12 protein-coding genes are annotated in these 13,123 nt (G+C 54.1%); 2 read left to right on the top strand and 10 right to left on the bottom strand.

From position 1 onward, the window contains the following. Positions 1-54: 54 nt before the first annotated feature. The 6 genes from nuoF to lrhA form a co-directional block, all read right to left on the bottom strand. Positions 55-1,392 (bottom strand): NADH-quinone oxidoreductase subunit NuoF, encoded by a 1,338-nt coding sequence (nuoF, locus tag M8014_RS12890; RefSeq protein ID WP_271282834.1) that lies wholly within the window; start codon positions 1,390-1,392, stop codon positions 55-57. After that, the gene (gene nuoE / locus M8014_RS12895) at positions 1,389-1,889 is read right to left on the bottom strand and encodes an NADH-quinone oxidoreductase subunit NuoE (protein WP_271268867.1); all 501 of its coding nucleotides are present in this window, start codon (positions 1,887-1,889) and stop codon (positions 1,389-1,391) included. Before nuoE ends, nuoF begins: the two co-directional genes overlap by 4 nt. Before the next feature lie 2 nt (positions 1,890-1,891). Continuing rightward, positions 1,892-3,694, bottom strand: a complete 1,803-nt coding sequence (nuoC, locus tag M8014_RS12900) for an NADH-quinone oxidoreductase subunit C/D (protein WP_271282835.1) — start codon at positions 3,692-3,694, stop codon at positions 1,892-1,894. Positions 3,695-3,782: 88 nt separating this feature from the next. Beyond that, positions 3,783-4,457 (bottom strand): NADH-quinone oxidoreductase subunit NuoB, encoded by a 675-nt coding sequence (gene nuoB, locus M8014_RS12905; RefSeq protein ID WP_032612787.1) that lies wholly within the window; start codon positions 4,455-4,457, stop codon positions 3,783-3,785. A 15-nt stretch (positions 4,458-4,472) separates the two neighbouring features. Beyond that, positions 4,473-4,913 (bottom strand): NADH-quinone oxidoreductase subunit NuoA, encoded by a 441-nt coding sequence (nuoA, locus tag M8014_RS12910; RefSeq protein WP_271282836.1) that lies wholly within the window; start codon positions 4,911-4,913, stop codon positions 4,473-4,475. A 633-nt stretch (positions 4,914-5,546) separates the two neighbouring features. Next, on the bottom strand, positions 5,547-6,485 hold the full coding sequence (lrhA, locus tag M8014_RS12915; RefSeq protein WP_271282837.1) for a transcriptional regulator LrhA: 939 nt from the start codon (positions 6,483-6,485) through the stop codon (positions 5,547-5,549). Positions 6,486-7,427: 942 nt separating this feature from the next. Between lrhA and M8014_RS12920 the strand changes: the two genes are divergently transcribed. Beyond that, complete coding sequence (locus M8014_RS12920; RefSeq protein ID WP_271282838.1) at positions 7,428-8,642, top strand: pyridoxal phosphate-dependent aminotransferase; 1,215 nt, start codon at positions 7,428-7,430, stop codon at positions 8,640-8,642. A gap of 93 nt (positions 8,643-8,735) precedes the next feature. Next, complete coding sequence (gene yfbR, locus M8014_RS12925; RefSeq protein WP_271282839.1) at positions 8,736-9,335, top strand: 5'-deoxynucleotidase; 600 nt, start codon at positions 8,736-8,738, stop codon at positions 9,333-9,335. Between the two features lie 28 nt (positions 9,336-9,363). Here the strand turns inward: yfbR and M8014_RS12930 are convergent, their stop codons facing one another. From M8014_RS12930 to yfbV, 4 genes are all read right to left on the bottom strand, one after another. Continuing rightward, positions 9,364-11,196, bottom strand: coding sequence for an SLC13 family permease (locus M8014_RS12930; RefSeq protein WP_271282840.1), 1,833 nt, complete (start codon positions 11,194-11,196; stop codon positions 9,364-9,366). A 77-nt stretch (positions 11,197-11,273) separates the two neighbouring features. After that, positions 11,274-11,933 (bottom strand): sugar phosphatase, encoded by a 660-nt coding sequence (locus M8014_RS12935; RefSeq protein ID WP_271282841.1) that lies wholly within the window; start codon positions 11,931-11,933, stop codon positions 11,274-11,276. Between the two features lie 11 nt (positions 11,934-11,944). Further along, positions 11,945-12,439 (bottom strand): YfbU family protein, encoded by a 495-nt coding sequence (locus tag M8014_RS12940; RefSeq protein ID WP_271282842.1) that lies wholly within the window; start codon positions 12,437-12,439, stop codon positions 11,945-11,947. Positions 12,440-12,531: 92 nt separating this feature from the next. Further along, positions 12,532-12,987, bottom strand: coding sequence for a terminus macrodomain insulation protein YfbV (yfbV, locus tag M8014_RS12945; protein WP_271282843.1), 456 nt, complete (start codon positions 12,985-12,987; stop codon positions 12,532-12,534). Positions 12,988-13,123 lie beyond the last annotated feature (136 nt).

A 13,123-nucleotide genomic window follows, 5' to 3' on the forward strand; every position in this document is an offset into this window, starting at 1 on the left:
CATGCTTCCAGTTGGCTCGAATTAACTTCGAGCGTTAATCAAAATTCTTCGTCGTTACCAGCGCGCTTTCAGCAGGTTCGGCTGAATACCATTAATCAAATGGGTATTGCTGAACGGCTGCTTGATGCCTGCTTCGAATTCGTCGCGGAAATATTTAATTGCGCTTTGCAGTGGCTCAACGGCACCTGGCGCATGCGCACAGAAGGTTTTACCCGGCCCTAAGAATCGACACAGTTGCTCAAGTGTCTCGATATCGCCAGGCTGGCCTTCGCCACGCTCAATAGCACGCAGGATCTTCACGCTCCACGGCAGACCGTCACGACATGGCGTACACCAGCCGCAGGACTCACGGGCGAAGAACTCTTCCAGGTTACGCACCAGCGACACCATGCCGATCTCGTGGTCGACGGCCATCGCCAGCGCCGTACCCAGACGGCTGCCTGCTTTACCAATGCTTTCGAATTCCATCGGCAGATCAAGGTGGGCTTCGGTCAGGAAGTCTGTCCCTGCCCCACCCGGCTGCCAGGCTTTGAATTTCAGGCCATCGCGCATGCCACCCGCGTAGTCTTCAAGAATTTCGCGTGCGGTGGTGCCAAACGGCAGTTCCCACAGGCCCGGGTTTTTCACGCGGCCCGAGAAGCCCATCAGCTTGGTGCCGGCATCTTTACTGGTCGAGATGCCCTGGTACCACGCCACGCCGTTATCAAGGATAGCCGGAACGTTGCACAGGGTTTCGACGTTGTTTACACAGGTCGGTTTACCCCACACGCCGGAGCTCGCCGGGAACGGCGGCTTGGAACGCGGGTTCGCACGGCGTCCTTCCAGAGAGTTAATCAGCGCGGTCTCTTCACCGCAGATATAACGCCCGGCGCCAGTGTGCACGAACAGTTCGAAGTCAAAACCGGTGCCCAGAATGTTTTTACCAAGCAGGCCCGCCTCGGTGGCTTCGGCAATCGCGCGGCGCAGGTTCTCTGCCGCTTCGATGTACTCGCCGCGCAGGAAGATGTAACCGCGGTAGGCTTTCAGCGCGAAGGCGGAGATCAGCATGCCTTCCACCAGCAGGTGCGGCAGCTGCTCCATCAGCAGGCGATCTTTGTAGGTGCCCGGCTCCATTTCATCGGCATTACACAGCAGGTAACGGATGTTCATGGATTCGTCTTTTGGCATCAGGCTCCACTTCAGTCCGGTGGAAAAGCCTGCACCGCCGCGCCCTTTCAGGCCAGCGTCTTTCACAGCGTTGACGATCTCATCAGGCGCCATGCCGCCCAGCGCTTTACGTGCGCCGGAATAGCCGTTTTTGCTCTGATATTCATCAAGCCATACCGGCTGTTTGTCATCGCGCAGACGCCAGGTCAGCGGATGCGTTTCAGCAGTACGCATTACGGTTTTCATTTGTACTGCTCCAGCAGGTCAGGAATCGCTTCCGGCGTCACATGAACGTGAGTATCCTCATCGATCATCATCGCCGGCCCCTTGTCGCAGTTACCCAGGCAGCAGGTTGGCAGCAGGGTAAAACGCCCATCAAAGGTGGTCTGTCCCGGCTTAATATCGAGTTTTTTCTCGATAGCGGCCTGGATCCCCTGATAACCAGTGATATGGCATACCACGCTGTCGCAATAGCGGATCACATGACGGCCAACCGGCTGGCGGAAGATCTGACTGTAGAACGTTGCCACGCCTTCGACGTCGCTTGCCGGAATACCCAGCACGTCCGCGATAGCATAGATTGCTCCATCTGGCACCCAACCACGCTGTTTCTGAACGATTTTCAGCGCTTCAATGGACGCCGCACGCGGGTCTTCGTAGTGATGCATCTCATGCTCAATCGCAGCACGTTCTGCGGCACTCAGCTCAAAAGCCTCGGTTTGTGGTTGTTGATTCTCGTGCATAATTAGCGGTCCACGTCTGACATAACAAAATCGATACTACCCAGATACACAATCAGGTCAGAGACCAGACTGCCGCGAATGGCGGACGGGATTTGCTGCAGGTGCGCAAAGCTCGGCGTACGGATACGCGTACGGTAGCTCATGGTGCTGCCGTCGCTGGTCAGGTAATAACTGTTGATCCCCTTGGTCGCTTCGATCATCTGGAAGGATTCGTTGGCCGGCATCACCGGACCCCACGAAACCTGCAGGAAGTGCGTGATCAAGGTTTCGATATGTTGCAGCGTGCGCTCTTTCGGTGGCGGCGTCGTCAGCGGGTGATCCGCCTTGAACGGGCCTTCCGGCATGTTGTTGAGGCACTGCTCAAGGATACGCAGACTCTGACGCAGCTCTTCCACTTTCAGCATTACGCGGGTGTAGCAGTCGGACACGCCGCCGCCAACCGGTACTTCAAAGTCGAAGTTTTCGTAGCCAGAGTAAGGACGGGCTTTACGCACGTCGAAATCAATACCGGTTGCACGCAGGCCAGCACCGGTGGTGCCCCACTCCAGCGCCTCTTTCGCGCCATAAGCGGCAACGCCTTTCGAACGGCCAATCAGGATCGAGTTACGCAGTGCGGCTTTCTCGTATGACGCCAGACGTTTTGGCATCCAGTCGAGGAACTCACGCAGCAGACGATCCCAGCCGCGCGGCAGGTCGTGCGCCACACCGCCGATACGGAACCAGGCCGGGTGCATACGGAAGCCTGTAATCGCTTCCACCAGATCATAAATTTTCTGACGGTCGGTAAAGGCGAAGAACACCGGGGTCATCGCACCAACGTCCTGGATAAACGTGGAGATGTACAGCAGGTGGCTGTTGATACGGAACAGCTCAGACAGCATCACGCGGATCACGTCAACGCGTTCCGGCACTTTAATGCCGGCCAGTTTTTCAACCGCCAGCACGTAAGGCATTTCGTTCACGCAGCCGCCGAGGTACTCGATACGGTCGGTGTACGGAATGTAGCTGTGCCAGGACTGACGTTCGCCCATCTTCTCTGCGCCACGGTGGTGATAGCCCACGTCTGGCACACAGTCGACAATCTCTTCGCCGTCGAGCTGAAGAATAATACGGAATGCACCGTGCGCAGACGGGTGGTTCGGACCGAGGTTGAGGAACATGAAGTCCTCGTTTTCGGTGCCGCGCTTCATGCCCCAGTCTTCCGGCTTGAAGGTCAGCGCTTCCATCTCCAGATCCTGCTTGGCTTTGGTCAGCTCAAACGGATCGAATTCGGTGGCGCGCGCCGGATAATCTTTACGCAGCGGGTGACCGGTCCACGTCGGCGGCATCATGATGCGCGTCAGGTGCGGGTGGCCATCGAAAGTCATGCCAAACATTTCCCAGGTCTCACGCTCATACCAGTTAGCGTTCGGGAACAGTTTGGTGACGGTCGGCAGATGCATGTCGTTTTCAGACAATGCCACCTTGAGCATGATATCCGTATTACGGTCTATTGAGATCAGGTGGTAGAAAACGGAAAAATCCGCCGCGGGTAAACCGTGGCGGTGCGTACGCAGTCGCTCATCCATGCCGTGCAGGTCAAACAGCATGACGTAAGGTTTAGGTAGTTTCTTTAGGAAATCAACCACTTCCAGTAATTGCTCACGCTTCACCCAAACAACGGGTACCCCGGTACGGGTGGCCTGAACAGTAAAGGCATCCGGCCCAAAACGGTTGCGCATTTCGCCAATGACCGGGTCATCGAGATGATCCCGTGTTTGCCAGGCGGCGTCTTGCGCGGTTAAGTCGGTCATAGTGTTCACCATTGCAAATGGTCCGTGGTGACTGTCGGGCGTGGCTTCGCGCTATTTGAATAGTGATATGCGAAGGTTATCTCCAGCCCACAGGCGCAAATTAAATTTCGTCTGGTGTACGCAGGTTGGTGACGGCAATACGTTCGCCGCGTTTACGCTCGCGCTCAGACTGCATGTTAGCGCGGTACACGCCCTGATCGCCCACAACCCAGGAGAGCGGACGGCGTTCTTTGCCAATCGACTCCTGCAGCAGCATCAGGGCCTGCATGTAGGCCTCAGGACGCGGTGGGCAGCCCGGGATGTAAACGTCCACCGGAATGAACTTGTCTACGCCCTGCACGACGGAATAGATGTCGTACATGCCGCCAGAGTTAGCACAAGCGCCCATGGAGATAACCCATTTTGGCTCAAGCATCTGGTCATAAAGGCGCTGAATGACCGGCGCCATTTTGGTAAAGCAGGTCCCCGCCACCACCATCAGGTCAGCCTGACGCGGGGAGGCACGCAGTACTTCTGCACCAAAACGCGCAACGTCATGCACCGCAGTGAATGACGTCACCATTTCAACGTAGCAGCAAGAAAGACCGAAGTTATACGGCCAGATTGAGTTCTTGCGTCCCCAGTTGACCATATCGTGCATGGCATTCTCGAGCTTGCCCATGTACACGCTTTTGTTGACTTCTTGCTCCAGGGGGTCGGTTACGATCTCCTGCTTTTGCAGGGGGTAACGGTCATTCTCACCGTTAGGATCTATGCGGGTGAGCGTATAATCCATCTTATTGCCTCGCTGTTACTGCTGACGATTAGAGATACTGTTTCCCGGGTTGGCACGTTCACGGCGTGAGCGTACAGGTGTCCAGTCCAGCGCGCCGATACGCACCAGATAAACCAGACCGGCCAGTAACACTAAAATGAAAATTGCGGCCTCGACAAAGCCTACCCAACCACTTTCGCGGATAGAGACAGACCATGCGAACAGGTAAAGCGCTTCCACGTCGAAGATGACGAAGAACATGGCCACCAGATAGAATTTGGCAGACAGGCGTAAACGCGCGGTACCTACCGAATCGATACCCGATTCGAATGGCGTGTTTTTGTGCCTTGCGCGGGCGCGACCGCCCAGGAACCAGCCGCCGACAAGCATCAGGCAGCACAGGCCAATGGCAACGATAAGAAAGATTGCGAATGCCCAGTGATGAGCGATGACTTCTGTGGATGTTGACATACTCATTGCTTACTCATCAAAAGTGATACCTGTAAACCCTGCTCTTACTGGCAGATGGGCATCACATCGATTCATGGGGAGGAACAAATAACCGTACACTAACTGTCGAAAATGAGACATAGACAGCAAAATGATGAGGTTTTTTACTCCTTTCTATAACCTTTTGTCAACTTTAACAAAAGTTTCTTCACATTAAATTACATCGTTCGATCTTCATTAACATTTAATGCCCTTTTCCCCTCACGAGGCGTGAGGCGTGTTCCTGCGTTAGGGTGTTGAATCGTGTCCGTAATGTATTAATGCCAAGATTACCCTCTTAGTTTGACAGGATTTGCCGCTGATTCCTCCCCCCAAAGAGGAGTATTTTCTTGATCTGTGACACGCTTTTGTTAATTCAATCAAAAAAACGGCAACATCTTTGCTGCTTTTTTAACATGACCATTGACATTGTACGGAGAGAAGCGCGTGGGGCAACCCAGACAGGGCGAATGACCATGCCATTGATAAACATGATTATTAATTGCAACTTAAGCCAAACCACTGGGACCAGATGATAAAAAAGAACCACTGGGCCGCAAATGAGCCTCAGTGATTCTTTTTTTGCAGAAGCAATTTGTTACCGAAATATTAGCGATTCGCTTACTCGAAATCGCGCTCGGTTACCAGGGAGTCATCCCCCCCTTCCGGGGTAACATTATTGTACTGCCACGGATTATGGTAGTTATCCATCGCCGTGAAAATGGTCTGCGCCAGCTCGTTGTTGCTCAACGGGTTATGGCAGAGCATGTACTCCGTGTCAGGCAGCTGTGGCAATCCGTCCGCTTTACCTAATACGCGTAAGTCGGGACTCATCATCTCAACCGGGCGAGCGGTCACCCCAAGCCCCGCTTTTACTGCGGCGCGCACGGCAGGCAACGTGGAGGCCACGTACGCGAGTCGCCAGGGGATATTAGCGGCAGTGAGCGTGGATAACACGATATCGCGGAACGGACTGGGATCGTCCAGCAGAACCAGCGGTACGGGCTCACCGCGCTGTAACACAAACTCAGCAGCACTGTACCAGTGGGTCGGCGAGGTGCGCAGCGTCAGACAATCAAACTGCCCGGCACGGTGCGTGGTCACCACCAGATCGACTTCCTGTTCCTGAAGCATATCAACCATAAACGCGTTGCGCTTTACCCTGACATCCAGCGCAAGTTTCGGATAAACCGAACTGATGCGGTTGAGCAGGAACGGCAGAATGGTATCGGCGGACTCATCCGAAGCGCCTAAGGTTAAGACACCCTGCAGATTACTAAACATTAATGACGTACATGCTTCGTCATTAAAACGAAGAATTTTTCGGGCATAGCCCAGCAGCTGAATACCGTGTTCAGTTAACAGCTTATTGCGGCCATGACGGGCAAAAAGCTCTTTACCGACCAGTTGCTCCAGTCGTTGCATTTGTTGACTGACCGCAGATTGGGTACGGCAAACTGCCGCCGCCGCAGCAGCAAAGGTGTTCAGATCGGCGACCGCAACAAAGGTTCTCAGCAGATCGAGGTCGAGATTCAGTATCGGACGATTTGCAATATTCATGTCTTTTCACTTACAGGTTACTCGCGCGGAGCTGCCCCGAGGTTAAGCTGTGTGCGTAAAAGTAAAACAGTTCCTTCTGAACAAAACCCTCTGACGTCCCGGTCTGGCAGTGTGCCTGCATAAAGTAATCGTGCTGGGTATATCAGCGGTCAGAAACAACTTATCTGACGATATTTTTATTCTCAACAACACTCGAGATATATAAATGCTTGCTGGATAATGTAAATGCCGTAAAGGAACAGCATTTCCAGCGCCAACTTTATCGCAGTAAAGGCTACGCAGCAATGGTATTGCTTAACTTAGCAAGGCAGAGATAATTCTAGCAATAACAAGAAACTAATAAAAGGAACGACAGCGAGGCCAGCAACGGCTTCTTGCCCCGCCTGTCCTTGTGCGACATCTTAACCCAAATCCCTTTTGTTTATAAGCCTTATCGCCTCTTATCTGATTTAACCTGATTGATAACTGGCTAAACTAATTTAATTTATATTAACGAAAGTTGCGAATTCATATTTATTAAGAAATAAATAATATTTTAATCAGGACTTATTGATTAATAATGCTTAACATTATTTTCAAACGCGTAACGTTTATTTAAAACGCGTTTTTAGATTACGCGTCACGCTCGCTTCAGCTTTTACGAAAGATTACTACCAGAAACTGTAGCACCGCCGCGGTAAATCGCCCGGCCCGCACCATTTTTACAGTGAAAAATCCACAATAAACCACACTAATCAAAACATTCAACCACAAGATCGTCGGGACCCGGCATGGAAAATCCATGTTAACGAAAAATACAGATAAAAATATTACCTGTAGTTTAACAGTATGCACAAAATGTTCTCCTGTTTACGCTTCAAAACCGGGCGATGCAGGAGTACATTGTTTCGTGCTGACTTCCACGGCAGGAAGTAGCAATAACAGCGAAAAGGTTAAAGGTTCATGTCACCCATCGAAAAATCCAGTAAGTTAGATAACGTTTGTTACGACATTCGTGGCCCGGTTCTTAAAGAGGCAAAACGCCTTGAAGAAGAAGGCAATAAAGTTCTTAAACTTAATATCGGCAACCCGGCGCCATTTGGTTTTGATGCACCGGATGAAATTCTGGTTGATGTGATCCGCAACCTGCCGACAGCGCAAGGCTACAGCGACTCGAAAGGTCTCTACACGGCGCGTAAAGCGATCATGCAGCACTATCAGGCGCGCGGCATGCGCGATGTGACGGTTGAAGATATCTATATCGGCAACGGTGTCTCTGAGTTGATCGTTCAGTCGATGCAGGCCCTGCTGAACAGCGGCGACGAAATGCTGGTGCCTGCACCGGATTATCCGCTGTGGACCGCCGCAGTATCGCTCTCCAGCGGTAAAGCGGTTCATTACCTGTGTGATGAATCGGCAGGCTGGTTCCCTGACCTGGACGATATTCGCGCCAAAATCACGCCGCGTACCCGCGGTATCGTGATCATTAACCCTAACAACCCTACCGGCGCAGTCTACTCAAAAGAGCTGCTGCTGGAGATTGTCGAGCTGGCCCGTCAGCATAATCTGATCATCTTTGCCGACGAGATTTACGACAAGATCCTGTACGACGCTGCGCAGCACCACTCTATTGCCGCTCTGGCACCGGACCTGCTGACCGTCACCTTTAACGGTCTGTCCAAAACCTACCGTGTCGCGGGCTTCCGCCAGGGCTGGATGGTACTGAACGGGCCGAAGAAACACGCGAAAGGCTATATCGAAGGGCTGGAAATGCTCTCCTCTATGCGCCTGTGCGCAAACGTCCCGGCACAGCACGCCATCCAGACGGCGCTGGGCGGGTATCAGAGCATCAGTGAATTTATCGTGCCTGGCGGGCGTCTGTATGAGCAACGTAACCGCGCGTGGGAACTGATTAACGACATTCCGGGCGTCTCCTGCGTGAAGCCGAACGGTGCGCTGTACATGTTCCCGAAAATCGACATCAAGCGCTTCAATATCTTTGATGACCAGAAGCTGGTGCTCGACTTCCTGCTGCAGGAAAAAGTGCTGCTGGTGCAAGGCACTGCGTTTAACTGGCCATGGCCGGATCATGTCCGTATTGTGACGCTCCCGCGTGAAGATGAGCTGGAAATGGCCATCAGCCGGTTCGGTCGCTTCCTCGGTGGATACCATCAGTAACAGGATAATCGGGCTGCCAATGGCAGCCCGATTTGCATCTCGCCTCCCCTCCCCTCACAATCAAACCTCGCTGTGCAAGACAAAAGGTAACTTATGAGTCAGAGTCATTTTTTCGCCCATCTTTCCCGCCTGAAACTTATCAACCGCTGGCCGCTGATGCGCAACGTACGCACCGAGAACGTCTCTGAACACAGCCTGCAGGTGGCGATGGTGGCCCACGCGCTGGCGGCGATTAAAAACCGCAAGTTCAACGGTCAGGCCAACGCCGAACGTATTGCCCTGCTGGCGATGTACCATGATGCCTCAGAAGTGCTGACCGGCGATCTGCCGACCCCGGTCAAATACTTCAATTCGCAAATTGCGCAGGAGTACAAAGCGATCGAAAAAATCGCCCAGCAAAAACTGGTGGAGATGGTACCGGAAGAGCTGCGCGATATCTTTGAGCCCCTAATCGATGAGAACAGCTATAGCGAAGAAGAGCGCGCAATTGTTAAGCAGGCCGATGCCCTGTGCGCCTATCTGAAGTGTCTGGAAGAGCTCTCTGCCGGTAATCACGAATTTTTGCTGGCCAAATCCCGGCTGGAAAAAACGCTCGACGCGCGGCGCAGTGAGGAGATGGACTACTTTATGCAGGTCTTCGTTCCCAGCTTCCAGCTGTCGCTGGATGAGATCAGCCAGGATTCATCTTTATAGGTTGTTGCCCGGAAGCCGGGCAACGCCCTTAAAACGGGAACAGCACCGGTATCAAGATCACGCATACCACCATCACCAAAAAGGTGAAAGGCACGCCAAGCTTCACAAAGTCGCTAAAGGTATACTTACCCGGTCCCAGTACCAGCGTATTGACGGGCGATGAGACCGGCGTCATAAAGGCCGCAGACGCGGCCATCGCGACCATCATGGCGAACGGATAGGGCGAGACGCCCATGGATTTCGCCATCGCCAGCGCGATGGGTGCCATCAGCACTGCGGTCGCCGTATTTGAGATAAACAGCCCGATGGTGGCGCACATCACGAACAGGCAGATCAGCATCATATAAGGGCCGTAGCCGCCGCCCAGATCCATCAACCCTTTCACCACCAAATCCACACCGCCGGTTTTTTGCAGTGCCAGCGCGAAGGGCATCATGCCGACGATCAGAATGATGCTCGGCCAGTGAATCGCCTTATAGGCACTTTCGGCATCGATACAGCGAAACTTGCCCATCAGCAGGCAGGCAATGATAGCGGCGACGGGATTGGGAATTTCATCCGTCAGCATCAGGGCGACCATCAGCACCAGACAAAAAATGGCGTGCGGTGCCTGGCTATGGGCCGGAGACGCGTCACTCACCTCAATGGGTAAATTGAGCACCACAAAGTCGCGCCCCGCCTGTCCCAGCTGGCCGATCAGTTTCCAGTTACCCACCACGAGGAAAATGTCCCCCAGTTGCAGAGGCTCGTCGACCACTGCCCCCTCCAGCGCTACGCCGTCACGTTTTAATCCCACCACGTTCAGGCCATAGCGGGTACGAAAGCCGATTTCGCGCATCGTCTTGCCGAGCAGTTCAGATTCGGGGATCAGCGAGACTTCAGCCATGCCGACGTCCAGCGCCTGATCGGAGAAGTACTCGCCGCGCAGCACCATCGGTTCCAGAAGCTGCTCGCTGCAAAATTCGCGCAGGTCGACATCCGCCGATGACATATCAATTAGCAGCACGTCCCGGGCGCGGAACTCGGATACGCCGTTCACATTGACGATAACCCGGCGGAATCGACGCCAGCGCTCGACGCCAATAACGTTAGCGCCGTAGCGTTCGCGCAGCTTGAGATCGTCCAGCCGCTGACCAATCATCGGCGAGCCAGGACGGATAGCGAGGCGACGGGCCCGCCCGGTCAGACGATACTCTTTAATCAAATCGCGGAAGGTGCGCCGCTTCCAGCCATCGCGGGATTTATCCTGCCCCTCACTTTTCAGGGCAAAGCGGGTCAGCAGCATATAGACAATGCCCATCGCCAGAATCACCAGCCCCAGCGGGGTGACACTAAAAAAGCTGAACCCTTGCAGGCCTTCGCGCAGCAGCTCGCTGTTGACCACCAGGTTCGGCGGCGTCGCCACCAGGGTCATCATGCCGCTGATAAGCCCGGCAAAGCTCAGCGGCATCATCAGGCGCGACGGCGAGATTTGCATCCGCATCGAAACGCTCAGCACCACGGGAATAAAGATCGCCACCACCCCGGTAGAGCTCATAAAAGCCCCCAACCCAGCGACGGTCAGCATCAGATAAACCAACATTTTGGTTTCGCTGCTGCCCGCCACCTTCACCAGCCAGGCACCCATACTGGTTGCCACGCCAGTACGCACCAGCCCGTCGCCGATGATAAACAGCGCAGCAATAAGAATAACGTTGGGATCGCTAAAACCGGAAAAGGCTTCCGGGAGCGTCAGGGTGCCGCTGAGGACAAAGGCCACGATCACCAGCAGCGCCACGGCGTCCATGCGCACTTTGCCGGTCGCAAAAAGGAGGATAGCGATGAGCAGCAAGCTCAACACCCAGGTAAGTTCACCGTTCAAAACAGGTCCTTGTCAGAAAAGAGTGCGAGAAATAGTGCCATAAAAAAGCCCCAGCAATGTGGGGCTACATCATGTGATTACACTTTCCGCGTGACGGTTACATTCCCGTCGGCGGAACGGCTTACCGCCAGCGCCTCCAGCGTGGTCAGTACAAAGTCGGCTTCATCCAGACGTGGGGAGTCGGCGGGCACATTAACGGCGATAACGTGGCTTCCGGCATTGAGGCCTGCCAGCACCCCGGCAGCGGCGTCTTCGACAACGACGCACGCTTCAGGGGCCAGCCCCAGCAGCTCTGCGCCCAGTAAAAAAGCGTCCGGCTCAGGCTTACCGCGCTTCACGCGTTCAGCGGTAACAAACACTTCTGGCATCGGCAACCCTGCGGCCTTGTGGCGCGCATGGGCCACAGGAACAGAGCCGGAGGTGACGATGGCCCACGGGATCGCGCTTTCATTGAGGTGTCTGAGCAGCGCCAGCGCCCCCGGCAGCGCGGTAATGCCGTCGGTATCGGTGGCCTCGATTTGCTCCAGCCAGCGAAACTCCGCCTGGATATCCGCTTCACTTCGTCCGGATAAGAAGTGCCGTAAAGAGGTTATGGCCTGTTTGCCATGGATAAAATTCAGCACGTCCTGATGGTCGATGCCATGTCTGTCGGCCCAGTGGCACCAGGAGCGTTCTACAACTGGCAGGGAATCCACCAGCGTACCGTCCAGATCAAACAGAAAACCTTTACACTGCACATCAACCTCCGTCAGGCATTAATAATTTGTTGGATCTCGTTGCTGCTCAAATGGTACTGGCGCGGACAGGCGTGCCATGCGCTAAGCATGCGCTGATACTTATCCCACATCGGCGTCTGGGCATTAAAGCCATGCGTACCGGCATCAAAATGGGTATAGCGCCCTTCCACGTTCACCATAAAGCGCACATAGCTCAGGTAGCGGGATTCGGTAGCCGCGTCATAGCCGAGGAAGGTCACGCGACGTTCATCAATGGTCTGGGCATCTTTCAGGTTCGCCCACGACACATGCAGCGCGTGATACATCTCCATAATGTCGATCACGGTGCGACAGGTCTCTTCTTTCAGCTCACCAAACTCGCGATCCAGCTCGCGCATCTGTAATCCAAAGCCACGTTCGACGATAGTCTGCAGGCGGCGATAGCGCTCGGCGTTGTCGGGATCAAGCATAGTCATCATTTTGTACTGATTAGACAAAATCAGACGTTGAGCGTGGGTCATTTCCATCTTTCGACTCCTGTTGCGCAATGCAGCATTAAAAAAAGACACGGTAACGGTTTGTTACTGTGCCTTTTTTTTGTGACCGTTTCGATGATCAATCACAAGTCATCGAGGAATGTTTTATCAAGTTGGTTAAATGCCCGCTTAAGGGTGTCGGCCAGCGCCTGGTAATCCGGTTTGCCTTCTACCGGCGCGAGGGCCTGGCCTGCATCCTGCAACCGGCCACGGACTTCATAAAACCAGTTTAAAACGGTGGGCGGCAACGGGGTGACGGAGCGTTTACCCAGCCACCATAATCCCTGCATCGGCAGACTCAGGGCAAACAAGGCGGTGGCGACCGCCGGCCCCAGCTGACCGCCCAGGGCTATCTGCCAGCACAGGGTAAAGATGGCGATCGGCGGCATCAGGCGAATCGCATAACGGGTGGCGCGAATCGCGCGGTTTTCAATAAAGACGGGCGCCAGGCGCTTTTCCATTGGCCACGTCTTCGAATAGTGCTGTCCACGACGAAACAGACTAAAGAAGCTCACGGAAGGGTTCACGGGTGTCGACATGGCTTACCTCAACTTCACATATAAAAATTAAAAAATTCGTGCAAATCCACAACTGGTCATGACAACGTTCAAAAACTTTTGTCAGCGCTACCCAGTATCGGGTATCCTGTGCCGGTCTGCAAAGGCCTTAGGCGAG

It is taken from the genome of Silvania hatchlandensis (assembly GCF_025564065.1).
GTDB classification, from domain to species: Bacteria; Pseudomonadota; Gammaproteobacteria; order Enterobacterales; family Enterobacteriaceae; genus Enterobacter; species Enterobacter hatchlandensis.